Below are 21950 nucleotides of genomic sequence, written 5' to 3' on the forward strand. Positions count from 1 at the left end.
TCCCGAGACCGCCGGCGGCAGCGCCACAGGCCTGGGCCATCTGGTTCGGCCCGGCGAGATCGACGTTTCGCACGGCGCCATCCTGTACCTGGAAGACGTCACCGTCAGCTTCGACGGCTTCAAGGCCCTCAACAACCTGTCGCTGTCGATCGACGAGGGCGAGCTGCGCTGCGTGATCGGCCCCAACGGCGCCGGCAAGACGACCATGATGGACGTCATCACCGGCAAGACCCGGCCCGACGCCGGCAAGGTCTTCCTGGGCCAGACCATCGACCTGGCGCGACTCGACGAACCGTCCATCGCCCGCATCGGCGTCGGCCGCAAGTTCCAGAAGCCCACCGTCTTCACCAGCCACCCGGTGTGGGAAAACCTGGAGCTGGCGATGAAGGCCGACAAGGGCTGGTGGGCCTCGCTGCGCGCCCGGCTGGACCGCGAGGCGCAACGCAAGGTGGAAGAGGTGCTGGCGCTGCTGCACCTGGAGCCCGAAGCCTACCGCCTGGCGGGCGACCTCTCGCACGGCCAGAAGCAGCGGCTGGAGATCGGCATGCTGCTGATGCAGCAGCCGCAGCTGCTGCTGCTGGACGAGCCGGTGGCCGGCATGACCGACCAGGAAACGATGGAGCTGGCCGAGCTGCTGAACCGGCTGCGCGGCACCTGCTCGATGATGGTGGTGGAACACGACATGGAATTCGTCGCGGCCCTGGCCGGCGACGCCGGCCGCGTGACGGTGATGGCCGAAGGCCGCGTGCTGGCCGACGGCACGCTGGCCGCGGTCCGCAGCGACGAGGCCGTGATCGAATCCTATCTGGGGAGATGACGAGCGTGCTAGAGATCGCCGGCATCAATCAATACTATGGCGGCAGCCACATCCTGCGCGACGTGTCGCTGACCGCCCCGACGGGCAAGCTGACGGTGCTGCTGGGCCGCAACGGCGTGGGCAAGAGCACGCTGCTGAAGGCGCTGATGGGCACGGTGCCGATCAAGAGCGGCCGCATCGCGTGGCGGGGCAAGGCGATGGAAAAGCTGCCGCCGTACGAACGGGTGGCCAGGGGCTTCGGCTACGTGCCGCAGGGGCGCGACATCTTCGCCCGGCTCACGGTGGAAGAAAACCTGCTGGTGGGCGCGGCCAGCCGCAAGGCGCCGAAGGGCGTGCCCGACCGCATCTACGAACTGTTCCCGGTGCTCAGGACCATGAAGCACCGGCGCGGCGGCGACCTTTCCGGCGGCCAGCAACAACAGCTCGCGATCGGCCGCGCGTTGATGAGCGAGCCGCAGCTCTTGATCCTGGACGAGCCGACCGAAGGCATCCAGCCGTCGGTCATCAAGGACATCGGCCGCACGCTGCGGCGGCTGGTCGACGAAACCGGCATGACGGTGCTGCTGGTGGAGCAGTATTACGAATTTGCCGAAGAACTGGCGGACTTCTACTGGGTGATGAGCCGGGGGGAAATCGTCGATGGCGGGGAGTCGGCGCTGATGGTCGAACGCGGGGTGCGAGGGCTGATCGCCGTGTGAGCGTCGGCAGCAAGGCATCCCCGGGACGGCGCTGCGAACGGCCGGCGCACCGGGTGGCTTGGCGGCGGCCGCCGGCTTACAGCATGTTTCGTGCTATGGTGCCTTCCTAATTTAGGATTCGGTGGAGCGCACTATGTCCACGCCTGCTTCCGCCCCCGTGGTGAAAGTGGTCGGCGCCAACGGGCAGATTTCCCTTGGCAAGCACCTGGCCGGCCGCCAGGTCCTGATCGAAGAGCAGGAACCCGGCGTATGGTTGGTACGCACGGCTACGGTGATTCCGGACAATGAGCGCTGGCTGCATGAAGAGCCAGCCGCCTCCGGCCTGCGCGAGGCGATGGACTGGGCGCAGTCCCACCCGCCCAGCGACGAACAGGCGGATGCCACCCTGAAGCGCCTGCGAAATCGCCGTGCCTGAGCGCGACGAGCCGGTCCGGCCGGATCTGAACAACCCCGTTTTCCAGCGCGATCTGCTCGGCCTGCCCAAGGCCGACCGCCATGCGGCGCTCGACATGCTGGCCAAGCTGCGCCAGCTGACCTGGCTTCAGGTGTACCGCGACAAGGGATTGCATTGGGAAAAAATTACCAGCGTCAAACCCCCCGCAGGCATCGACGCTCTCTATAGCCTGCGCATCACGCAGGCCCGCCGGGCGGTGGCCTACCGCGATGGCGCGTTCGTCCGGCTGCTATCGATTCCGCCCGACCACGACGCCACCTAGGGCAAGAAGTAAGCTTCAGCCCTTGTTCAGGCTGGCGATGTACTTCCGCCATCCGCCGAATTCGGTCACGTCGCGCGCTCCTTCTATCGCCCACGCTTCGCAGATGAAGCCATGCACCTGGCTGCCGTCGGCCAGGGTGACGGTGCCGAGCCCGAGCGGGGAGGGGATCTGGCGCAGGAAGGTACCGACCCCGGCCATGGGCACCTGCCACACTTCGACCACGAGGGCCCGGCCGTCTTCGGCGCGGACCATGCCGGGCTTGGGCGGGACGGTGCCCGGCAGCGCGTACAGGCGGTAGATGGGCGCGGTGGTGGTTTCGGCCAGCTTCTGCGCGCCCAACTCGGTCAGTTGCCAGTTCAGCGGCATGCCGCTCAGATGGGCGCCGACCACGGCGATCGGCATGCCGTTGGCGATGGGGGGAAGGATCGGGCGCGGGGCCGGCAGCGGCTGGCCGGTGGCGCCCAGCGTCAGGCCGGTGGCGTGGTGGAAGCGCTGGCCCAGCTGGGCCAGGCGCCAGTCGGAGCCGCCCGGGCCGATCAGCGTGACGCCGAACGGCAGGCCGTCGGGCCGCATCGACGCCGGCACGGCCAGGGCCGCCCAGCGCAGCAGGTTGACGAAATTGGTGTAGCGGCCCAGGCGGCGGTTCAGGCCGATCGGGTCGGCCAGCATGGCGTCGATGGTCGGGTGGGTGGGGGCGGTCGGCACCAGCAGCACGTCGATGTCCTGCCATGTCGGCGCCAGCCGCGCGCGGGCTTCTTCCAGCCTGATCTGCATGGTCAGCACGTCGGCCGCCGAATGGCCGCGGCCGCCACCGACGATGGTGCGCACCGGCTCGATCACGGCTTCCGGCTGGGCGTCGAAGAAGGACTGGATCGCCTGGTAGCGCTCGGCCACCAGCGCGCTTTCGTACAGCCACAGGGCCACTTCTTCCAGCGGGGCGTCGTCGATCGGCACCGCGGTGCCGCCCAGCGCTTCCATCTGCCGGACGGCCTGCGCGAACGCCGCTTCCGACAGCGCGTCGCCGTCGAACTCGGGCCTGGCCGGCACGCCGAAGCGGAATGCCTCGGGCATCGCGCGCAGGTCGATCGGCAGCGTGGTGCCGGCCGCCATCACGTTCAGGGCGTCGACCGCCTCGGCCACCGTGCGGGCGAAGATGCTGGCGGTGTCGAAGCTGCGCGAGGCCGGGAAGACGCCGGCGTTGCTCAGCAGGCCGATCGAGGGCTTGAGGCCGACGATGTTGTTGAAGCCGGCCGGCACCCGGCCCGAGCCGGCCGTGTCGGTGCCCAGCGCCAGGTCCGCCGCGCCGGTGGCCACGGCCCAGGCCGAGCCGCTGCTGGAACCGCCGCTCACGTATTCCGGGCGCAACGCATTGGGCACCGCGCCGTAGGGCGAACGCGTGCCGTTCAGGCCGCAGGCGAACTGGTCGAGGTTGGTCTTGCCAACGAGGGACGCACCGGCAGCGAGCAGCTTCTGCACCACGTCGGCGCTTTGCAGGGGTGTGTAGGCGAATTCCGGGCAGGCGCAGGTGGTCGGTTCGCCGGCGACGTCGATGTTGTCCTTGACGGCCACGCGGCGGTTGGCCAGCGGACCCTGCTTGTGGATTTGAATCGGGGGAATGAACTGGCGGATCCAGGCGGACATGGGACTCTCGGACAAAGAATGGCAAGAACCAAGCAAACGACGTACCAGCCGCAGCATACAGCGGTTTGACGTGCGTCAAGGCGCCGCCGGGCGCGGCCGGGCAGACTGCCGGCGTGACCCAGCTCATCTCCTCCCCGGCCCTGGCCGGCGCCGCGCCCCAGGCCGCCGCGCCGCCGGCGCGCTGCTACCACTGCGGCGAGCCGCTCGATCCGCGCCATCCCGTGCAGTCCAGGCTCGACGGCACGCTGCGCAGCTTCTGCTGCGCCGGCTGCGAAACCGTGGCCCATGCCATCCATGCCGGCGGGCTGGGCGGCTATTACCGGCATCGCGCCGAAGGCGGCGGACCGCCGGCGGCGGCGCCGGACGACGGCGAGCTGCAGGCCTACGACCTGCCGGCAGTGCAGGCGCAATACGTGCGCGAGGTCGACGCCGACACGCGCGAGGCGACGCTGGCGGTGGACGGCCTGCGCTGCGCCGCCTGTGTATGGCTGTGCGAGCAGCACCTGTCGCGCCAGCCGGGCGTGACGCTGGTCCGCATCAACTACGCCACCGGGCGGGCCCGCGTGCGCTGGCAGGCGGGCGCATCGTCGCTGGCGCGCGTGCTGGGCGAATTCGCGCGCATCGGCTACCACGCCGTGCCGTTCGAGCCCTCGGCCCAGGCGCGCGGCGCCGCGCGCGAGCGGCGCGGGCTGCTGCTGCGGATGGCGGTGGCGATGCTGGCGATGATGCAGATCATGATGTATGCGTGGCCGGTGTACGCGCACGAGGCCGAGATCGATCCGGGCCAGCTGGCGCTGCTGCGCTGGGCCGGCCTGGTGCTGACGCTGCCGGTGGTGCTGTACAGCGCCGCGCCGATCTTCGCCGGCGCCTGGCGCAGCCTGCGGCTGCGGCGGCCGGGCATGGACCTGCCGGTGGCGATCGGCGTGCTGGCCGCGTTCGCCGCCAGCGCCGCGGCCACCGTCGCCGGCCATGGCGAGGTCTACTTCGATTCGGTGTCGATGTTCGTCGCGCTGCTGCTGGGCGCCCGCTACCTGGAGCTGGCCGCCCGCCACGACGCCTGGCGCGGCGTGCCGGCGGCCTCGATGCAGCTGCCGGCCGTGTGCGCACGCGCCGAGGGCTGGCCCGCCGCGCGCGAAGTGCGGACGGTGGCGCGCGTGCAATTGGCGCCGGGCGACGTGGTGCGCGTGCTGCCGGGCGAGGCCGTGCCGGCCGACGGCGTCCTGCTCGAAGGCGGCGCCGAGCTGGACGAATCCCTGTTGACGGGCGAAAGCCGGCCGGCCGTGCGGCAGGCCGGCGATGCGCTGATGGCCGGCAGCCACAACTGCGCCACGGCCTTGTGGATGCGGGTGACGGCCACCGGGGCCGATACCCGGCTGGCCGCCATCGTGCAGGCGCTGGACCGCGCGCTGGAAGACAAGCCGCGGCTGGCGCAGGCGGCCGACCGCGTGGCCTCGGTGTTCGTGGCGGCGCTGATGGCGCTGGCGCTGGCGGCCGGCCTCGTGTGGTGGTGGCTGGAGCCGGCCCGCGCGCTGCCGGTGGCGATCGCGGTGCTGGTGGCCAGCTGCCCGTGCGCGCTGTCGCTGGCCACGCCGGCGGCGCTGGCGGCCGCCACCGCGTCGCTGGCGCGCCGCGGCGTGCTGGTGGTGCGCGGCCATGCGATCGAAACGCTGGCCCAGGTGACCGACGTGGTGCTCGACAAGACCGGCACGCTCACCCTGGGGCGGTTCTCCCTGCGGCAGGTGCAGGCGCTGGGCCCGCTGCCGGCCGCCGACTGCCTGCGCCTGGCCGCCGAACTGGAGGGCGCCAGCAGCCATCCGATCGCCCGCGCGCTGATCGCGGCCGCGCAGGCCTTGCCTGGGTGCGGGACGGCCGGCGATTCCACCGGACTGCGTGCGGCTACCATCGGGCGTGACCATGACGGCGGACTTGGCATCGATGGCGTCGGCCCCGCCGGCGAGCCGCGCTATCTGCCCGGCTGCGGCCTGGAGGCGCGCCGCGCGGGGTGCACCTTGCGCCTGGGCAGCCGGGCCTTCGTCCGCGCCCTGGTGCCCGCCGGCGCGGAGGCCGCGTTCGATACCCGCTTCCCGCGCCTGGCCGCCGGCGGCTCCCATCCCGGCGCCGATGCCGAAAGCCAGTCCGGCGACACCTGCGTCTGGCTGGGCGACGAACACGGCCCGCTCGCCCGCTTCGTGCTGGGCGACACACTGCGTCCGGAGGCCGAGGCGCTCGTGGCGGGCCTGGCGGCGCGCGGCCTGAAGGTGCATCTGGTGTCCGGCGACGATGCGGCCACGGTGCACTACTGGGCGACGCGGCTGGGCATCGCCAACGCGGTCGGCAATGCCGGCCCGGAAGACAAGAAGCGCTACGCGGCGGCGCTGCAGCAGGCCGGCGCGGTGGCGCTGGCGGTGGGCGACGGCATCAACGACGCGCCGCTGCTGGCGCAGGCCCAGGTGTCGCTGGCGGTGGGCGGCGGCGCGGCGCTGGCGCGGGCCAGCGCCGACGCCATCCTGGCGGCCGACGGCGTGGCCGGCGTGGCGCAGGCGATCGATACGGCGCGCCGCGCGCGCGCCGTGATCCGGCAGAACCTCGGCTGGGCGCTGGCCTACAACCTGACCGCCGTCCCGCTGGCCGCGGCCGGCCTGGTGCCGCCCTGGCTGTCGGCAATCGGCATGTCGCTGTCGTCGCTGCTGGTGGTGGGCAACGCATGGAGGCTCGGACGCTGATGGAAACCCTGTACCTGCTGATTCCGCTCAGCCTCTTGCTGGCATTCGCCATCGTCGCGGTGCTGTGGTGGGCCGTCCACGACGGCCAGTACGAAGACCTCGACAGCGCCGCCCATTCGGTACTGATGGACGATGATTGACTTGCGTCAATGAAGGCCCCGCGGCGGACCGGCATCATGGCCCGGTCATAAAGCCAAAGGGTGGGGAATGGACGCCTATGCAATCGGAGCGCCGCCAACGGAGCGCTTCAATTACACCGTCGTGCGGCAGTTCGCCGTGATGACGGTGGTGTGGGGAATCGTAGGCATGGCGGTCGGCGCGCTGCTGGCCGCGCAGCTGATCTGGCCGGCGCTCAATTTCGACATTCCGTGGCTGAGCTACGGCCGCCTGCGCCCGCTGCACACCAACGCCGTCATCTTCGCGTTCGGCGGCAGCGCGCTGTTCGCCACCTCGTACTACGTGGTGCAGCGCACCTGTCAGGTCAGGCTGTTCGCCGCGCCGCTGGCCGCGTTCACGTTCTGGGGCTGGCAGGCGGTGATCGTGGCCGCCGCCATCACGCTGCCGATGGGCTACACCTCCAGCAAGGAATACGCCGAGCTGGAATGGCCGATCGACCTGCTGATCACCGTGGTCTGGGTGGTGTACGCGATCGTGTTCTTCGGCACCATCATGCGCCGCCGCACGCGCCACATCTACGTGGCCAACTGGTTCTTCGGCGCCTACATCCTGACCATCGCGCTGCTGCACATCGTCAACAACATGGAATGGCCGGCCACGCTGTGGAAGTCGTACTCGGCCTACGCCGGCGTGCAGGACGCCATGGTGCAGTGGTGGTACGGGCACAATGCGGTGGGCTTTTTCCTGACCACCAGCTTCCTGGGCATGATGTACTACTTCGTGCCCAAGCAGGCCGAACGGCCCATCTATTCGTACCGGCTGTCGATCGTCCACTTCTGGGCGCTGAACTTCGTCTACATGTGGGCCGGCCCGCACCACCTGCAGAACACCTCCTTGCCCGACTGGGCGCAGTCGCTGGGCATGGTGTTCTCGCTGATCCTGCTGGCGCCGTCGTGGGGCGGCATGATCAACGGCATCATGACGCTGTCGGGCGCCTGGCACAAGCTGCGCACCGACCCGATCCTGAAGTTCCTGGTGACGGCGCTGTCGTTCTACGGCATGTCGACCTTCGAAGGCTCGATGATGTCGATCAAGACGGTCAACGCGCTGTCGCACTACACCGACTGGACCATCGGCCACGTGCATTCGGGCGCGCTCGGCTGGGTGGCGATGATCACCATCGGCTCGATGTACTACATGTTCCCGCGCCTGTTCGGCGCCAAGGAGATGTACAGCAAGCGCCTGATCGAGCTGCACTTCTGGATCGCCACCGTGGGCGTGGTGCTGTACATCGCCGCGATGTGGGTGGCCGGCGTGATGCAGGGGCTGATGTGGCGCGCCACCGAGCCCGACGGCACGCTCACCTACACCTTCGTCGAGACCGTCAAGGCCACCTATCCGTTCTACGGGGTGCGGCTGCTGGGCGGGCTGTGCTTCCTGTCGGGCATGCTGCTGATGGCATGGAACTTCTTCAAGACGGCGCAGGGCAAGGCGGCGTTCGACCCGCCGGTGGCGGAGCCGCCACCGCCGCCGCCGGTGCCGGAACCGGCGCCGCAGCCCGCGCTGGCGGCTTGAGGAGGAAATCATGTCATCGCAACCGCACAAGGCTTCCTTCTTCTCGCACGAGACCATCGAAAAGAACGTCGGCTGGCTGATCGCCGCCACTATCGCGGTGGTCAGCATCGCCGGGCTGATCGAGATCGTGCCGCTGTTCTTCCAGCATTCCACCACCGCGCCGGTGGCCGGCGTCGAGCCGTATACCGCGCTGCGGCTGGCCGGCCGCGACATCTACATCCGCGAGGGCTGCGTGGGCTGCCATTCGCAGCAGGTGCGCACCCTGCAGGCCGAGGTGCAGCGCTACGGCCATTACTCGATGGCCGGCGAGGGCGTGTACGACCGTCCCTTCCTGTGGGGCTCCAAGCGCACCGGGCCCGACCTGGCGCGCGTGGGCGGCCGCTACAGCGACGCCTGGCACCACATCCACCTGCACAACCCGCGCGACGTGGTGCCCGAGTCCAACATGCCGGCCTATCCGTGGCTGCGCGAGACGCCGGTCGAGCGCGGCGACATCCGGGCCCGCATGCACGCGCTGCGCACGCTGGGCGTGCCGTACACCGACGCCGACATCGAGGCGGCCCCGGGCGAGCTGGCCGGCAAGACGGAAGAGGACGCGCTGGTGGCCTATCTGCAGGGGCTCGGCATGGCTGTAATGAAATGACCCCCCTACGCGCTTCGCGCGCCCCCAGGGGGCGGCACTGGCGGACCGGCGGAGCCGGATCCGCCAGTGCCCTGGATCGGCGGCATCGGGTTCGTGCGGCGTGGGTCGTGCGAAGCACGGTGGAGCAACTGAAAGGAAACGAATGACATGGACATGCTGATCTCGATCGCCACGGCGGTCTCGTTCCTCACCTTCATCGCCATCGTCGCGTGGGCCTGGTCGTCCGGCCGGCGCCGGGCCAACCGCGAATCGAGCCTGCTGCCGTTCGGCCTGCCCGACGAGGACCGCGTGGCGGCGCAGCTGCGGGGGCGTCCATGAACGACTTCCAGGCCGATTTCTGGGGCTATTACATCGGCGCCATCGCGCTGGTGGGCATTGCCTGCTGCGTGTGGCTGCTGCTCGGACAGCGCAAGATGAAGGCGGCCGCCGCCGGGCCGGTGACCGACACCGGCCACGTGTGGGACGGCGACCTGCGGGAACTGAACAATCCGCTGCCGCGCTGGTGGATGTGGATGTATCTGCTGGCCTGCGTGTTCGCGCTGGGCTATCTGTTGCTGTATCCGGGGCTGGGCTTCTTCCAAGGCCTCCTGGGCTACAGCGGAGAGCAGTCGCTGGCCGCGCAGCAGCGCCAGGTGGCCGAACAGCTGCGGCCGCTGTACGCGCGTTTCGAAACGATGCCGATCCCGCAGATCGCCGACGACCCGCAGGGCCGCCAGATCGGCCAGCGGCTGTTCCTGAACAACTGTGCCCAATGCCACGGCGCCGACGCGCGCGGCAGCAAGGGCTTTCCCAACCTGGCCGACCGCGACTGGCTGTACGGGTCGGCACCCGACACCATCGCGCAGACCATCGCGCAGGGCCGGCACGGCGTGATGCCGCCCTTCGGCGGGCAGCTCGACGGCGAGACCATCGACGACCTGTCGAACTACGTGCTGTCGCTGTCGGGCCTTGCGGCCGACCCGCTGCGCAAGGAACGCGGGCGTTCGGCGTTCCGCGCCAATTGCGTGGCCTGCCACGGCGCCGACGGCACCGGCAACAAGTTCGTCGGCGCGCCGAACCTGACCGACCGCGTATGGCTGTACGGCAGCGCGCGCAGCACCATCGTCGAGACCATCACCAAGGGGCGCGACAATCAGATGCCGGCGCACGAGCACTTGCTGACGCCCGATCAGATCCGGCTGCTGGCCGCCTATGTGTGGGGCCTGACCAAGCCGGAGCCGCAATGAACGCGTCGAGCGGGGCCGAGTCGCGCCGCCTGGCGCGCGCCGCCGGCGGGCAGGGCGCGGCCGCGTCCGGCGCCGGCGGACACGTGGCCGGCGCGCAGAAGGCCGGCGCGCAGGCCGGCGAGCCGATCGAGCAGACGCTGTACGAAGTGCGGCGCAAGATCCAGGCGCGTTCGGTCAGCGGGCATTTCGCCAACTGGCGGATCGCGATGGTGGCCGCCACCCAGCTGCTGTTCTACGGCCTGCCCTGGCTGCAGTGGAACGGCCGGCAGGCGGTGCTGTTCGACCTGGGCGCGCGCAAGTTCTATCTGTTCGGCATGGTGCTGTGGCCGCAGGACGTCATCTACCTGACGCTGCTGCTGGTGGCGAGCGCGCTCGGGCTGTTCCTGTTCACCGCGGTGGCGGGCCGGCTGTTCTGCGGCTATGCCTGTCCGCAGACGGTCTATACCGAGATCTTCATGTGGGTGGAGCGCCTGGTCGAGGGCGACCGTTCCGCGCGCCTGCGGCTCGACGCCGCGCCGTGGAGCCTGCGCAAGCTGCACGCCAAGGCGCTCAAGCATGGGCTGTGGCTGGCCATCGGCGCCTGGACCGGGTTTACCTTCATCGGCTACTTCAGCCCGATCCGCGGGCTGGGCGCCGGCGTGCTGGCCGGCTCGCTGGGCCCGTGGCAATGGTTCTGGCTGGCGTTCTACAGCTTCGCCACCTGGGGCAACGCGGGCTTCATGCGCGAGCAGGTCTGCAAGTACATGTGCCCCTATGCGCGCTTCCAGAGCGTGATGGTCGACAGCGACACCTATGTCGTCACCTACGACTGGAAGCGCGGCGAGCCGCGCGGCGGCCGCTCGCGCAAGGTGGACCCGCGCGCCCAGGGGCTGGGCGATTGCGTGGGCTGCAGCATCTGCGTGCAGGTCTGTCCCACCGGCATCGACATCCGCGACGGGCTGCAGTACGAATGCATCGGCTGCGCCGCCTGCATCGACGGCTGCGACCAGGTGATGGACAAGATGGGCTATGCGCGCGGGCTGATCCGCTACACCTCGGAACGCGGCATCCGCGACGGGCTTTCGGCGCGGCAGGTGCGGCGGCGCACGCTGCGGCCCCGCGTGCTGGCCTATGCCGGGCTGTGGCTGGCGCTGATCGCCGTGTTCGCGGGCATGCTGGCGACGCGCTCGCCGCTGCGGGTCGACGTGATCCGCGACCGCTCGGTGCTGGCGCGCGAGGTGGAGGGCGGGCTGATCGAGAACGTCTACAGCCTGCAGCTGATGAATTCGACCGAGCGGCCGATGACGGTCACGGTGCGCGCCGACGGAATCGAGGCGCTGCGCATCGGCGATCTGCAGCCCGGCGCGCCGGCGGTGATCGAACTGGCGCCGGCGTCGAACCGGCTGTGGCCGGTGCGGCTGGCGGTGCCGGTGGGCGCGGCCGAGGCCGGGACGCATACGATCCATTTCGAATTGCAGGCGCAGGCGGGCGGCCAAGAAAAACGGCTAGCCGAGAAGTCGAGTTTCATCATTCCTGAATGAAACCGGTCCTTTAGAGGAGGCAAGGAGGCGTCATGAATCAAGTGCAGGCAACGAATCCGTGGTGGCGCGAGCCGTGGCCGTGGCTGTTGATGGCGGGGCCGGCGGTGGCGATGGCGGGTTGCGTGGTGACGATCTATCTGGCCGTCACGCATGACGATCCGCCCATCGTGCACGAGGTCAGCCGGCGCGGGCTGGTGGTGGATAAGGTGGCGGCGCCGCGGCCGGCGGAGGTGCGCGGCAGGGTGGGGCCATGAACCCGCGCGGCTGTGCGCCGGCGGGCCGGCCGGGCAATCGGCGCGCCGCGGAGCTGGGCAGCCTGCTGGTGGGCCGCGGCGGCGAACAGGCCGGCCCGCCTCCGGCCTGGGACGGCGCCGGCGCGGACGATGCCGGGCCGGGCGGCGCGAGCCGCTGGCGGCCGTGGATGGCCATCGCGTGGCCTTCTTTCCTGTGCAGCGCCACGGCCTTCCTGTGCCTGTTCGCATTCGTCGATCCGGCCACGCTGGCAGTGTTCGACCGCCGCATCGAAGCCTCGCGCGAGGCGCTCTACACGATGGCTTTCTTCGCTCTGTGGACGATCACGGCCGCTTCCAGCGCGATGACCTACGCCCTGCTGCCCGGCCCGGAGGCGCTGCGATGATCTCGTGGACCGTGCTGTCGGGCGCCTTCCTGGTCGGCTTGCTGGGCGGCGCCCATTGCATGGCCATGTGCGGCGGCATCGTGATGGCGGTCGGGCAGCGCCAGTCGGCGCGCGTGGCGCTGCTGCGCCGGGTGTCGCCGGCCCGCCTGTGGGCCGAGACGCTGGTGCTGCACGCCGGCCGGATCTCCACCTATGCCATCGCCGGCGCGATCGCCGGCGGCCTGGGCTCGGTGGCGTGGCGCCAGTCGTGGCTGCCTTTGCAGCGCGGCCTGTTCCTGGCCGGCGGCGCGATGCTGGCTTTGTACGGCCTGGCGCTGCTGGCGCGCGCCGCGGGTTCGGCGCCGGTCTGGCGCTTCACGCTGCTCGAAGTGTGGCTGGCGCGCGGCTGGCGCCGCGTGCTGGATACGGTGCGGCAGGGCGGAGAACGCCGCTGGCAAGTGCGGCTGATGCGCCATCCGCTGGCCACCCGCTACGCCGGCGGCCTGGCCTGGGGGCTGGTGCCCTGCGGCATGTCGATCGGCATGCTGGGGCTCGCGCTCCTGGCCGGCAACGCCCTGGCCGGCGGCGCCACCATGCTGGCCTTCGGCCTGGGCACGCTGCCCAACCTGGTGGCGATGTCGGGCCTGCTGGGCCTGCTGCGCCGCCTGGCCGGCCGGCCCGCCTGGCGCATCGCCGGCGCGCTGGCGGTGACCGCCGCCGGCATGGCGGCCGTGTACATGGCGATCCTGCTGCCCGAAACGCTGCGCTTGCAAGGCTTCTGCCTGAGCTGGACGACCTAGCCGGGGACTGTGTCGAAGAGGTACAATGTATATCCGAATACGGATATCAACGAGGCAAACCGGCATGGACCTGCTCATAGCGAAATGGGGCAACAGCCTTGCGTTGCGCATTCCCGCCGACTACGTTCGCAGCACCGGCTTGAAGGAAGGCGATCGCGTCGAGGCGAGCATGACGATCGACGGCGGCATCGCGATTCGTCCCGCCCGGTGGAATCGAAAGGCATTCTCACGCGAGCTGGAGCAGGCCAGAGAAGCCATGCCCATGGGGGAATCCGTCATCGATGAGTTGCGCCGCGGCGGGCGTTATTGATGCTGTACGTCGACACCAGCGTCTTGGTCGCCTTGTGCGTCAACGAGCCAAAGAGCGACGTCGTCGCCAGGTGGTACGCCGCCGCGCGCGAGGAACTGGCGTCGGCCTCCTGGTGCGTGACCGAGTTCGCCAGGGCGTTGGGCATCAAGCAGAGAACCGCGCAAATCACGGCCGAACAAGGTCTTGCCGCCTGGCGGATGTTCGAGCGGCTGTGCGCCGGCGATCTGCATCTCCTGCCGGTGGAGCCGGCCACCTTTCACCGCGCCGCCGTGCTGACCCTGGATCCCGCATCGGGATTGCGCGCCGGTGACGCACTGCATCTGGCGGTCGCCCTCGATGCCAAGGCGAGGGGCATGGCCACCCTGGACGAGGTGCTGGCCCGCAACGCGAGGCTCTTGAGGATCAAGCCGCTACCGTTCTGAACGACGCGCATCGCTTCGCATTGCCCCCGGGCGTCCCGTCGGCGGTGCCGGGGCGGCGCGCTACCAGCGATAGCCCGGGTCGCCGAAGGTGCGCCGCACCAGGTCGACGAACACCCGCACCCGCAGCGGCAGGTGCTTGCGCTGGGGGAATACGGCGTAGATGCCGTTGGGCGGCGCGGCGAAGTCGTCCAGCACGGTGACCAGCCGGCCTTCCCGCAGGTCGTCCTCCACTTCCCAGCCGGAGCGCCAGGCCAGCCCGCAGCCGGCCAGGGTCCACGCATGCAGCACCGCGCCGTCGCTGCATTCCAGGCTGCCGGCCACGCGCTGCGCCACCACCTTGCCGTCGATCCGGAACAGCCAGCCGCGCGACTGGCTGCCGCCGGCGCCGAACGACAGGCAGTCGTGGGCGGCCAGGTCGGCGGGATGGCCGGGCGTGCCGCGCCGGGCCAGGTAGGCGGGAGCGGCCACCACCATGCGGCGGTTGTCGGCCAGGCGGGTGCTGACCAGGCTGGAGTCGACCAGGTCGCCGATGCGGATCGCGCAGTCGAAGTTTTCGTGCACCAGGTCGACCACGCGGTCGCTCAGGTCGAGCGCGACGCTCAGGCCGGGGTAGGCGGCCAGCAGGCCGGGCAGCAGCGGCGCCACGTGGCGGCGGCCGAAGCCGGCCGGCGCGGTGATGCGCAGCGGGCCGCTGGGCACTTCGCCGCCGGCGGCCACCGCGCCTTCGGCGCTTTCCAGGTGTTCCAGGATGCGCCGGCATTCGTCGAAGAAGGCGGCGCCTTCGGCGCTGGTGGAGACGTGCCGGGTGGTGCGCACCAGCAGCTTGACGCCCAGCCGCGCTTCCAGCGCGTCGATGCGGCGGCCGACCACCGCGGGCGCGACGCCCTCGGCGCGCGCGGCGGCCGACAGGCTGCCGCGGGTGACCACGGCGACGAAGGTTTCGATCTGTTTGAAGCGGTCCATGGAGGGCGGGCGACTTCGGCCGCGATCATGCAGGCGGCCGCGATGTACGGGGCAAGTTCGCGACTATAAACCAGGGCGGGCGCGCGACCCACCGCCGCCCGTCCGCCGGCCGCCGTCAGCGCTGCCCGCCGCGGTGCGCCCAGGCGGTGGTCCGGCGCTCCACCAGCGCGAACAGTTCGTACATCGCCATCGCCATGACGCCGATCACCATCAGCCCGGAAAACGCCAGCGGCATCTTCATGGCCGAGCCGGCCGACACCAGCAGGTAGCCGATGCCCTCGTTGGCCGCGTTCATCTCCGACACCGTCGAGCCGACGAAGGCCAGCGTGATGGCCACCTTCAGCGAGGCGTAGAAGTACGGCAGCGAGCGCGGCAGGCCGATCTTGAGCAGCACGTCGAGCCGGCGCGCGCCCAGCACGCGCAGCACGTCTTCCAGCTCGGGCTCGAGCGTGGCCAGCCCGGTGGCGATGTTGACCATGATGGGGAAGAACGAGATCAGGAAGGCCGTCAGCACCGCCGGCCCGACACCGATGCCGAACCACACCACCAGCACCGGCACGAAGGCGGCCTTGGGCAGCGCGTTGAACGAGGTCATCAGCGGATAGACCGCGGCATAGGCCACGCGCGAACTGCCGATCAGCGCGCCCAGCGCCACGCCCACCACGATCGAGATGCCGAAGCCGGCCATCGTCACCCAGTAGGTGCGCCAGGCGTGGCCGGCGATGACCGGCGCGTAGTCGATGGTGGCCTGCAGGATCTGCGACGGGCTGGGGAAGATGAACTCCGATACGTTCAGCGCGCGGCACAGGATTTCCCACAGCGCGATGACGGCGGCCAGCAGGGCGACGGGGGCCAGTCGTTGGGCGGTCTTGTTCATGCGGTCTCGTGGTTACTGCGCGCGCACGTGGCCGATCTGCGTGCGCAGTTCCAGCACCAGGCTGTTGAATTCGTCGGTGTAGGTGATTTCCAGCCCGCGCGGACGGGGCAGGCCGATCTCGCGGCGCGACAGGATGCGGCCCGGCCGCGCGCTCATCACGTACACCGTGTCGGCCAGGAACACCGCCTCGCGCAGGTCGTGGGTGACCAGCACCACGTTGAAGCGCTGCGCGCTCCACAGGTCGCGCAGCGCGCACCACAGTTCCTCGCGCGTGAACGCGTCGAGCGCGCCGAAGGGCTCGTCCAGCATCAGCATGCGCGGCTCGTGGATCAGCGCGCGGCACAGCGAGGCCCGCTGCTGCATGCCGCCCGACAGCTCCCAGGGAAACTTGTCCTCGTAGCCCGACAGGCCCACCGAGGCCAGCAGCCGGCGCGCCCGCTCGGCGTATTCGGCGCGCCGCGCGCGGAACGACGACCGGTAGGACTGCACGATCTCGAGCGGCAGCAGGATGTTGTCCAGGGTGGTCCGCCACGGCAGCAGGTTGGGCGCCTGGAAGGCCATGCCGGCGATCTTCAGCGGTCCGGTCACCGGCTGGCCGTCGACCCTGACCGAGCCGCGGGTGGCCGCCTTCAGGCCGGTGGTCAGCTTCATGAAGGTAGACTTGCCGCAGCCCGATGGGCCGACGATGGCGACGAATTCGCCCGCGCCGATGGCCAGGCTGATGTCTTCCACCGCATACTCGCCGGCCCGCGCCTGGGCGTCGGTATAGGCCAGCGAGACGTGCCGGAACTCGACGAACGGATCCATGGCGGCCTTACTTGCCGCGCAGTACCGTCGACAGCACCGACTTGGGCGGCAGGAAGGAGCGGTCGAACGCCAGGTCGGGGTCGACGGGCACCTTGGTGGCGAACACCGTGCCCACCTGCGACGCCATCAGCGCCACGCGCGCCGGATTGACGTCGCCGAAGCCTTCGGCGCGCGCGTCGGGGGTGTCGATCGAGGTAGCGATCGCGACCTTCAGGCGCTTGAGCTCCAGCGCTTCGTCGATGATGCCGTCGCGTTCCTTGACCGTCTTGATCGCCGCGGCCGGATCGGCGATCACGTCGCGCGTGGCCTTGGCCACCGCCCGCAGGAAGCCCTTGACGGCCTCCGGATGGCTCTTCAGGAAGTTGCGGTCGGCGATGATCGCGTTGCCGTACAGCTTCACACCATAGGCGGGGTAGGACATGATCGCGATGTCGGCGTCCTTGACGCCGCGCGCGTTCAGGCTGAGCAGCGAGGTGAAGTAGAAGCCGGTGATGGCGTCGAGGTCGCCGCGCGCCAGCATGGTCTCGCGCAGCGCCGGATCCATGCTGATCCAGGTGATGGTTTTCTCGTCGATCCTGGTGGCCGCGGCGAACAGCGGGAAGGTGCGGCGGCCGGCGTCGAACGATGGCGCGCCCAGCTTCTTGCCTTCCAGGTCCTTGGGCGTCTTGATGCCGGACTTCTTGAGCGAGAACACCGCGGCCGGCGTGTTGTTGTACATCATCATGACGCCGGTCGGGATGCTGGGCGCGTTGGGATTGTTGCCCTGGAATTCCATCAGCGCGGCCAGGTCGGCGAAGCCCATTTCGTAGGCGCCCGAGGCCACGCGGTTGATCGCGCCGCCCGAACCGTTGCCGGCGTCGATCGTCACGTCCAGTTTTTCCTCGCTGAAGTATCCCTTCTTGGCCGCCGTCAGGAACAACGCGCTCGGGCCTTCGAAGCGCCAGTCGAGTTGGAACCGGATGCGCGTGTTCTGGGCGGCGGCGGGCGCGCCCCAGGCGGCGAATGCGACGGCCAGGCCGGCGAGCAGTGCGCGGCAGCCCGGGCGGCGGATGAAGAAGGTCATGGCGAGCGGTCCTCGAAGAAGGCCGCCGTCGCATAACCGGGCGGCCATGTTATTGAACGGGTGCTGCACAACGGCGGGCCGGACGGCACCGCAGCCCGCGCTCGATGCTCGGCGCTGAACCAGTCCGGTGCGGTCCTTCCCCGCAACAGGCAAAAAGCAGGATTCATGCCCATCTCAGCCTGACTTAAACTTTCCGTAGCGGGGCCGCGCGCCGCGCCTGTGTCGCACTTTCCGGAATCGCCATGTGCCAGCTGCTCGGGATGAACTGCAATACGCCGACCGACATCGTGTTCAGCTTCACCGGCTTCGCCACGCGCGCCGGCCGCACCGGCGAGCACGTCGACGGCTGGGGCATCGCCTTTTTCGAAGGGCGCGGCGTGCGGCACTTCGTCGACCACCAAGCGGCGCTGACCTCGCCCATCGCCGACCTGATCCGCCATTACCCGATCAAGTCCACCAACGTCGTGGCCCATATCCGCAAGGCTACGGTCGGCGCCGTGGCGCTGGAAAACTGCCATCCCTTCGTGCGCGAGCTGTGGGGCCGCTACTGGGTCTTCGCGCACAACGGCGACCTGAAGGACTACCGGCCGGCGCTGGACGGGCCGTACCGCCCGGTGGGCTCGACCGATAGCGAGCAGGCTTTCTGCTGGATCATGCAATCGCTGGCCGCACGCTTTGCGGACTGCCCGCCGCCGGCGCGGCTGGCCGCCGAGCTGGAAACGCTGACGGCCGCGATCGCCGCGCACGGCAGCTTCAACTACATGCTGTCCGACGGCACGGCGCTGTATGCCTATTGCTCGACCCGCCTGCACTACCTGGTGCGGCAGCATCCGTTCGCATCGGCCCGGCTGGCCGACGACGAGGTCAGCGTCGATTTCTCGCAGGTCACCACGCCCGACGACCGGGTGGCCGTCATCGTTACCGAACCGCTCACGGCCGACGAACGGTGGCATGCCTTCGAACCGGGGGAGTTGAAGGTATTCGTGGACGGCGCACCAATCCGGTGACGCAGCGGCGGCACCATGGTGGGGCGGGCAGCCGGCTCTAGCGTCCGGCGGCGTTGTCTTCCAGGAACGCCAGCATCAGCTCGCCCGCCAGCTGGGCGTCGTCGGCCGTCATGGTTTCGAGCGGGTTGTGGCTGATGCCGCCGTTGCCGCAGCGGACGAACAGCATGCTGACCGGAACCGCCTCGGCCAGCTTCATCGCGTCGTGGCCCGCGCCCGACGGCAGCTCGAAGGCCGGCAGGCCGGTCGCCTCGATGGCGCGCGCCCATTGGGCCATGCGCGCCGGCGCGCATGGCGCGGCGGCCGCGCGCAGCAGTTCTTCGCTGCGGACGGCCACGCCGCGCCGCGCGCAGATGACGTCGATCTCGCGTTCGATGTCCGCCAGCGCGGCGTCGCGCACCGCGTCCTCGGCCGCGCGCACGTCCAGCGACAGCACGCAGGCGCCCGGCACGACGTTGACCGAACCGCCCGGCACGTCGAGCACGCCGACGGTGCCCACCAGCGCCGGCGCCTGGGCGCAGCGCCGCTCGACCGCCAGCACGATCTCGGCCGCGGCGCAGGCGGCATCGCGCCGCATGTCCATCGGCGTGGTGCCCGCGTGGCCGGCCGTGCCTTCCAGCCTCAGCATGCGCCGCACGCTGCCGGCGATCGAAGTGACCACGCCCACCGGCAGGCCGCGTTCCAGCAGGACCGGACCCTGCTCGATGTGGATCTCGAAATAATGCTCCAGCCGCAGGCCTGCGGCCACGGCGTGTGAGGCGGTGACCGTGTCGTCGCCGGCAGCGGCACGGAACCGCCCGGCCGCGGCCGCGCCGCAGGCCTGCGCGGGATCCAGCCCGGCAGCGGCCATGGCCTCTCGCATCGAGACGCCGCCGGCGTCGCGCGCATCGAGCAGCGCCGGATCGAAGCGGCCGATGTAGGCCGACGACCCGAGGAAGGTGCTGCCGAAGCGCACGCCTTCTTCCTCGGCGAAGGCCACCACTTCCAGGTCGAACGGCAGCCGGCGGCCGCCGCGATGCAGCGCGGCGACCACGGCCACCGGCAGCAGGATGCCCAGCCGGCCGTCGTAGCGGCCGCCGTTGCGCACGGTGTCGTAGTGGCTGCCGGTGGCCACCAGCGGCGGCGCGGCCACCGCCGGGTCGGCGCGGTAGCGGCCCACCACGTTGCCGACCGCGTCGAGGCGCACGCTGTCGAAGCCCGATTCCCGCATCCATTGCGCGATGAGCGTGGCGGCGGCGCGGTGGGCCGGGGTCAGGTAGGTGCAGGTCAGCTCGCCCGGCGCGTCGGAGTGCGCGGCCAACGCTTCGGCCCAGGCCATGGCCTGCTCGCCGTAGCCGCGCGGCTGCGGCAGGCGGTCGGCCAGCCGGATCTCGGCGATGCGGTCGATCTGGCGCAGCGCCTCGGCGAACTCGGTGTCGGGCGCATTGCCCAGCCGGCGCTGCATGGCGGCGATGATCTCGTGCCGGGTCAGGCCGGCGCCGGTGGGGCCGCGCACCGCGATGATGAAGGGAAAGCCGAAGCGCGCGGCGTAGGCGGCGTTCAGCTGGCCGATCAGCGCGAATTCCTCCGGCGTGCAATGGGTCAGGCCGGCCCGTGCCTGCTCGCCGGTGGAGGCAGCCGTGAGCCGGCCCGCCACCGCCGCCTTGCCGGCCAGTTCGGGATGGGCGCGGATCAGCGCCAGCTGCTCGTCGCGGTCGGCTTCGCGCACGGCGCGGCACAACGCGTACTTGAGCGCGGCGGCAGAACGGAAGGGGCGGGACGCGGCGGCGCGCTGCATGACCCAGGGGCTGTGTTCGTACAGGCCGTCGAGCAGCGCGGCGAATTCGGCGGCGCCGCACGCGTTGAGCCGTTCCAGCGTGAGCGGGGCGGGGGAAGCGGACGCGGTCACGGCTGTTCCGCTCCTCTGCCGGAGGGCGATGAGGCGCGCGGCGCCGGGGCCGGCACGGCATTCGGCATGGCGGCGGCCTTCGCCGGATGCGGATGATGCCGGCGCCAGTGCCGGGCGATGTCGATGCGCCGGCACACCCACACGCCGGCGTGCCGCTCCACGTGGTCAAGGAAGCGCTGCAGCCCGCGCAGCCGGCCGGGCCGCCCCAGCAGCCGGCAGTGCATGCCGATCGACATCATGCGCGGCGTGTCGGCGCCTTCGGCGTACAGCACGTCGAAGCTGTCGCGCAGGTAGCGGTAGAAATGGTCGCCGGTGTTGAAGCCCTGCGGCGTGGCGAAGCGCATGTCGTTGGCGTCCAGCGTATAGGGCACCACCAGGTGCGGCTTCTTCCCGCCGGCCGTGTCGACCTCGACCCAGAACGGCAGGTCGTCGCCGTAGTAATCGGCGTCGTACTCGTAGCCGCCATGCTCGACCACCAGCCGCCGCGTGTTGGGGCTGTCGCGGCCGGTGTACCAGCCCAGCGGCCACGCGCCGCCGGTCAGTTGCCGCAGCAGCTCGGTGCCGCGCCGCAGGTGCTCGGCCTCGACCTCCGGCGCCACGTTCTGGTAGTGGATCCAGCGCCAGCCGTGGCAGGCGATCTCGTGCCCCAGTTCGACGAAGGCGGCGGTGGCCTCGGGATTGCGTTCGAGCGCCATCGAACAGCCGAATACGGTAAGCGGCAGCCCGCGCCGCTCGAACTCGCGCAGGATGCGCCATACGCCCACGCGCGATCCGTATTCGTAGATCGATTCCATGCTGAGATGGCGGTCGGGATAGGCCGCCGCGCCGACGATCTCGGACAGGAATTGTTCGGAGCCCGGATCGCCGTGCAGCACGTTGTTCTCGGCGCCCTCTTCGTAGTTCAGCACGAACTGCAAGGCCACGCGCGCATCGCCTGGCCAGGCCGCGTAGGGCGGGCGGCGGCCGTAGCCGATCATGTCGCGGGGATAGGAGGGCAGGGAGGATGAGCTGGCTTCGGGCATGGCGGGCAAGGCTGAAGACGCGCGGCTGGCGTGCCGCGGTACGTGAAACTATATACACTTTTCGTCGTTGCAGAACGCGCCGGAGCCGCCATGGGAAAGATCACCACACACGTCCTGGACATCGCCCATGGCTGCGCCGCCGCCGGGGTGCAGATCGAACTCGAACGGATCGAGGCGGGCCGCGCCGTGCCGCTGCGCAGCCTGCGCACCAATGCCGACGGCAGGGTCGATGGCGCCGTGCTGGAAGGCGATGCCTTGTCGGCCGGTTGTTACCGGCTCGTGTTCGCCGCCGGCGACTACTTTGCCCGCCGCGGCGTGATGCTGCCCGAGCCGCGCTATGTGGACCGCATCGCGATCGATTTCGGCGTGGCGGAGCCAGGGGCGCATTACCATGTGGCGCTGCTGGTGAGCCCGTGGAGCTGGACGACCTATCGCGGCAGCTGATGGCCGCGAGGCCTTTGGCGACCACCAGGACGGGCCCTCCCGGGGCTTGCCCCGGCGC

The 21950-nt window shown here is 70.4% G+C and carries 23 protein-coding genes and 2 pseudogenes; 18 read left to right on the forward strand and 7 right to left on the reverse strand.

All coding sequences use genetic code 11. The features are described 5' to 3' along the window. Positions 1-16 precede the first annotated feature (16 nt). From urtD to ABD927_RS18180, 4 genes and pseudogenes are all read left to right on the forward strand, one after another. Positions 17-817: pseudogene (gene urtD / locus ABD927_RS18165) on the forward strand (urea ABC transporter ATP-binding protein UrtD); the annotation flags it as partial. Beyond that, entirely contained in the window at positions 814-1515 is a 702-nt protein-coding gene (gene urtE, locus ABD927_RS18170) for an urea ABC transporter ATP-binding subunit UrtE (protein WP_425570296.1), read from the forward strand. The pseudogene urtD and the gene urtE, both read left to right, overlap by 4 nt. 133 nt (positions 1516-1648) lie before the next feature. Further along, positions 1649-1930: a hypothetical protein gene (locus tag ABD927_RS18175; protein ID WP_345251264.1), complete on the forward strand. Its 282-nt coding sequence runs from the start codon at positions 1649-1651 to the stop codon at positions 1928-1930. Continuing rightward, the gene (locus ABD927_RS18180) at positions 1923-2231 is read left to right on the forward strand and encodes a hypothetical protein (protein ID WP_345251265.1); all 309 of its coding nucleotides are present in this window, start codon (positions 1923-1925) and stop codon (positions 2229-2231) included. The genes ABD927_RS18175 and ABD927_RS18180 overlap by 8 nt, the downstream gene beginning before the upstream one ends. A 15-nt stretch (positions 2232-2246) precedes the next feature. Here the strand turns inward: ABD927_RS18180 and atzF are convergent, their stop codons facing one another. After that, positions 2247-3872, reverse strand: coding sequence for an allophanate hydrolase (atzF, locus tag ABD927_RS18185; protein WP_345251266.1), 1626 nt, complete (start codon positions 3870-3872; stop codon positions 2247-2249). Between the two features lie 65 nt (positions 3873-3937). On the opposite strand from atzF, the gene ABD927_RS18190 reads away from it, so the two are divergent. From ABD927_RS18190 to ABD927_RS18245, 12 genes are all read left to right on the forward strand, one after another. Beyond that, the gene (locus ABD927_RS18190; RefSeq protein WP_345251267.1) at positions 3938-6595 is read left to right on the forward strand and encodes a heavy metal translocating P-type ATPase; all 2658 of its coding nucleotides are present in this window, start codon (positions 3938-3940) and stop codon (positions 6593-6595) included. Then, positions 6595-6735, forward strand: coding sequence for a cbb3-type cytochrome oxidase assembly protein CcoS (gene ccoS, locus ABD927_RS18195; RefSeq protein ID WP_345251268.1), 141 nt, complete (start codon positions 6595-6597; stop codon positions 6733-6735). The genes ABD927_RS18190 and ccoS overlap by 1 nt, the downstream gene beginning before the upstream one ends. A gap of 67 nt (positions 6736-6802) precedes the next feature. Continuing rightward, positions 6803-8287 carry a cytochrome-c oxidase, cbb3-type subunit I gene (gene ccoN / locus ABD927_RS18200; RefSeq protein ID WP_345251269.1) on the forward strand — a complete coding sequence of 495 codons (1485 nt, stop codon included), beginning with the start codon at positions 6803-6805 and terminating at the stop codon, positions 8285-8287. A gap of 10 nt (positions 8288-8297) precedes the next feature. After that, positions 8298-8930: a cytochrome-c oxidase, cbb3-type subunit II gene (gene ccoO / locus ABD927_RS18205; RefSeq protein WP_345251270.1), complete on the forward strand. Its 633-nt coding sequence runs from the start codon at positions 8298-8300 to the stop codon at positions 8928-8930. 147 nt (positions 8931-9077) lie between these two features. Then, entirely contained in the window at positions 9078-9248 is a 171-nt protein-coding gene (locus ABD927_RS18210; protein ID WP_345251271.1) for a cbb3-type cytochrome oxidase subunit 3, read from the forward strand. After that, positions 9245-10156 carry a cytochrome-c oxidase, cbb3-type subunit III gene (gene ccoP / locus ABD927_RS18215; protein WP_345251272.1) on the forward strand — a complete coding sequence of 304 codons (912 nt, stop codon included), beginning with the start codon at positions 9245-9247 and terminating at the stop codon, positions 10154-10156. Before ABD927_RS18210 ends, ccoP begins: the two co-directional genes overlap by 4 nt. Beyond that, entirely contained in the window at positions 10153-11676 is a 1524-nt protein-coding gene (gene ccoG / locus ABD927_RS18220; protein ID WP_345251273.1) for a cytochrome c oxidase accessory protein CcoG, read from the forward strand. Before ccoP ends, ccoG begins: the two co-directional genes overlap by 4 nt. A gap of 32 nt (positions 11677-11708) precedes the next feature. Continuing rightward, a complete protein-coding gene (locus ABD927_RS18225; RefSeq protein WP_345251274.1) occupies positions 11709-11930 on the forward strand; it encodes a FixH family protein in 222 nt (73 codons plus the stop codon). Further along, on the forward strand, positions 11927-12313 hold the full coding sequence (locus tag ABD927_RS18230) for a hypothetical protein (RefSeq protein ID WP_345251275.1): 387 nt from the start codon (positions 11927-11929) through the stop codon (positions 12311-12313). Before ABD927_RS18225 ends, ABD927_RS18230 begins: the two co-directional genes overlap by 4 nt. Continuing rightward, complete coding sequence (locus ABD927_RS18235) at positions 12313-13092, forward strand: sulfite exporter TauE/SafE family protein (RefSeq protein ID WP_425570302.1); 780 nt, start codon at positions 12313-12315, stop codon at positions 13090-13092. Before ABD927_RS18230 ends, ABD927_RS18235 begins: the two co-directional genes overlap by 1 nt. A 64-nt stretch (positions 13093-13156) precedes the next feature. Next, entirely contained in the window at positions 13157-13402 is a 246-nt protein-coding gene (locus ABD927_RS18240; protein ID WP_345251277.1) for an AbrB/MazE/SpoVT family DNA-binding domain-containing protein, read from the forward strand. Then, a complete protein-coding gene (locus ABD927_RS18245) occupies positions 13402-13824 on the forward strand; it encodes a type II toxin-antitoxin system VapC family toxin (RefSeq protein WP_345251278.1) in 423 nt (140 codons plus the stop codon). Before ABD927_RS18240 ends, ABD927_RS18245 begins: the two co-directional genes overlap by 1 nt. A gap of 60 nt (positions 13825-13884) precedes the next feature. Here ABD927_RS18245 and ABD927_RS18250 read toward each other — a convergent pair whose 3' ends face one another. From ABD927_RS18250 to ABD927_RS18265, 4 genes are all read right to left on the reverse strand, one after another. Next, entirely contained in the window at positions 13885-14787 is a 903-nt protein-coding gene (locus ABD927_RS18250) for a LysR family transcriptional regulator (protein ID WP_345251279.1), read from the reverse strand. Positions 14788-14902: 115 nt separating this feature from the next. Next, positions 14903-15664 (reverse strand): ABC transporter permease, encoded by a 762-nt coding sequence (locus ABD927_RS18255; protein WP_345251280.1) that lies wholly within the window; start codon positions 15662-15664, stop codon positions 14903-14905. A gap of 12 nt (positions 15665-15676) precedes the next feature. Continuing rightward, complete coding sequence (locus ABD927_RS18260) at positions 15677-16471, reverse strand: ABC transporter ATP-binding protein (RefSeq protein ID WP_345251281.1); 795 nt, start codon at positions 16469-16471, stop codon at positions 15677-15679. Positions 16472-16478: 7 nt separating this feature from the next. Further along, complete coding sequence (locus ABD927_RS18265; protein ID WP_345251282.1) at positions 16479-17534, reverse strand: ABC transporter substrate-binding protein; 1056 nt, start codon at positions 17532-17534, stop codon at positions 16479-16481. 242 nt (positions 17535-17776) lie between these two features. Here ABD927_RS18265 and ABD927_RS18270 point away from each other — a divergent pair, with 242 nt between their 5' ends. Then, entirely contained in the window at positions 17777-18541 is a 765-nt protein-coding gene (locus tag ABD927_RS18270) for a class II glutamine amidotransferase (RefSeq protein WP_345251283.1), read from the forward strand. Positions 18542-18578: 37 nt separating this feature from the next. On the opposite strand, the gene uraD is transcribed toward ABD927_RS18270, so the two are convergent. Both uraD and puuE read right to left on the reverse strand, forming a co-directional pair. After that, positions 18579-20426, reverse strand: coding sequence for a 2-oxo-4-hydroxy-4-carboxy-5-ureidoimidazoline decarboxylase (uraD, locus tag ABD927_RS18275; protein WP_345251284.1), 1848 nt, complete (start codon positions 20424-20426; stop codon positions 18579-18581). An 86-nt stretch (positions 20427-20512) separates the two neighbouring features. Next, a pseudogene (gene puuE / locus ABD927_RS18280) lies at positions 20513-21448 on the reverse strand (allantoinase PuuE); the annotation flags it as partial. Positions 21449-21538: 90 nt separating this feature from the next. Here puuE and uraH point away from each other — a divergent pair. Further along, a complete protein-coding gene (uraH, locus tag ABD927_RS18285) occupies positions 21539-21892 on the forward strand; it encodes a hydroxyisourate hydrolase (RefSeq protein ID WP_345251285.1) in 354 nt (117 codons plus the stop codon). The last annotated feature ends 58 nt before the right edge of the window (positions 21893-21950 follow it).

Origin of the sequence: Pigmentiphaga soli, from assembly GCF_039541095.1 — a bacterium.
Classification (GTDB): domain Bacteria; phylum Pseudomonadota; class Gammaproteobacteria; order Burkholderiales; family Burkholderiaceae_B; genus Pigmentiphaga; species Pigmentiphaga soli.

Excerpts from the sequence above, each read along its gene's own strand:
- urtE (WP_425570296.1), top strand. The coding sequence starts at position 814 with ATGACGAGCGTGCTAGAGATCGCCGGCATCAATCAATACTATGGCGGC.
- ABD927_RS18175 (WP_345251264.1), top strand. The coding sequence starts at position 1,649 with ATGTCCACGCCTGCTTCCGCCCCCGTGGTGAAAGTGGTCGGCGCCAAC.
- atzF (WP_345251266.1), bottom strand. The coding sequence starts at position 3,872 with ATGTCCGCCTGGATCCGCCAGTTCATTCCCCCGATTCAAATCCACAAG.
- ccoS (WP_345251268.1), top strand. The coding sequence starts at position 6,595 with ATGGAAACCCTGTACCTGCTGATTCCGCTCAGCCTCTTGCTGGCATTC.
- ccoN (WP_345251269.1), top strand. The coding sequence starts at position 6,803 with ATGGACGCCTATGCAATCGGAGCGCCGCCAACGGAGCGCTTCAATTAC.
- ccoO (WP_345251270.1), top strand. The coding sequence starts at position 8,298 with ATGTCATCGCAACCGCACAAGGCTTCCTTCTTCTCGCACGAGACCATC.
- ABD927_RS18210 (WP_345251271.1), top strand. The coding sequence starts at position 9,078 with ATGGACATGCTGATCTCGATCGCCACGGCGGTCTCGTTCCTCACCTTC.
- ccoP (WP_345251272.1), top strand. The coding sequence starts at position 9,245 with ATGAACGACTTCCAGGCCGATTTCTGGGGCTATTACATCGGCGCCATC.
- ccoG (WP_345251273.1), top strand. The coding sequence starts at position 10,153 with ATGAACGCGTCGAGCGGGGCCGAGTCGCGCCGCCTGGCGCGCGCCGCC.
- ABD927_RS18225 (WP_345251274.1), top strand. The coding sequence starts at position 11,709 with ATGAATCAAGTGCAGGCAACGAATCCGTGGTGGCGCGAGCCGTGGCCG.
- ABD927_RS18230 (WP_345251275.1), top strand. The coding sequence starts at position 11,927 with ATGAACCCGCGCGGCTGTGCGCCGGCGGGCCGGCCGGGCAATCGGCGC.
- ABD927_RS18240 (WP_345251277.1), top strand. The coding sequence starts at position 13,157 with ATGGACCTGCTCATAGCGAAATGGGGCAACAGCCTTGCGTTGCGCATT.
- ABD927_RS18245 (WP_345251278.1), top strand. The coding sequence starts at position 13,402 with ATGCTGTACGTCGACACCAGCGTCTTGGTCGCCTTGTGCGTCAACGAG.
- ABD927_RS18250 (WP_345251279.1), bottom strand. The coding sequence starts at position 14,787 with ATGGACCGCTTCAAACAGATCGAAACCTTCGTCGCCGTGGTCACCCGC.
- ABD927_RS18255 (WP_345251280.1), bottom strand. The coding sequence starts at position 15,664 with ATGAACAAGACCGCCCAACGACTGGCCCCCGTCGCCCTGCTGGCCGCC.
- ABD927_RS18260 (WP_345251281.1), bottom strand. The coding sequence starts at position 16,471 with ATGGATCCGTTCGTCGAGTTCCGGCACGTCTCGCTGGCCTATACCGAC.
- ABD927_RS18265 (WP_345251282.1), bottom strand. The coding sequence starts at position 17,534 with ATGACCTTCTTCATCCGCCGCCCGGGCTGCCGCGCACTGCTCGCCGGC.
- ABD927_RS18270 (WP_345251283.1), top strand. The coding sequence starts at position 17,777 with ATGTGCCAGCTGCTCGGGATGAACTGCAATACGCCGACCGACATCGTG.
- uraH (WP_345251285.1), top strand. The coding sequence starts at position 21,539 with ATGGGAAAGATCACCACACACGTCCTGGACATCGCCCATGGCTGCGCC.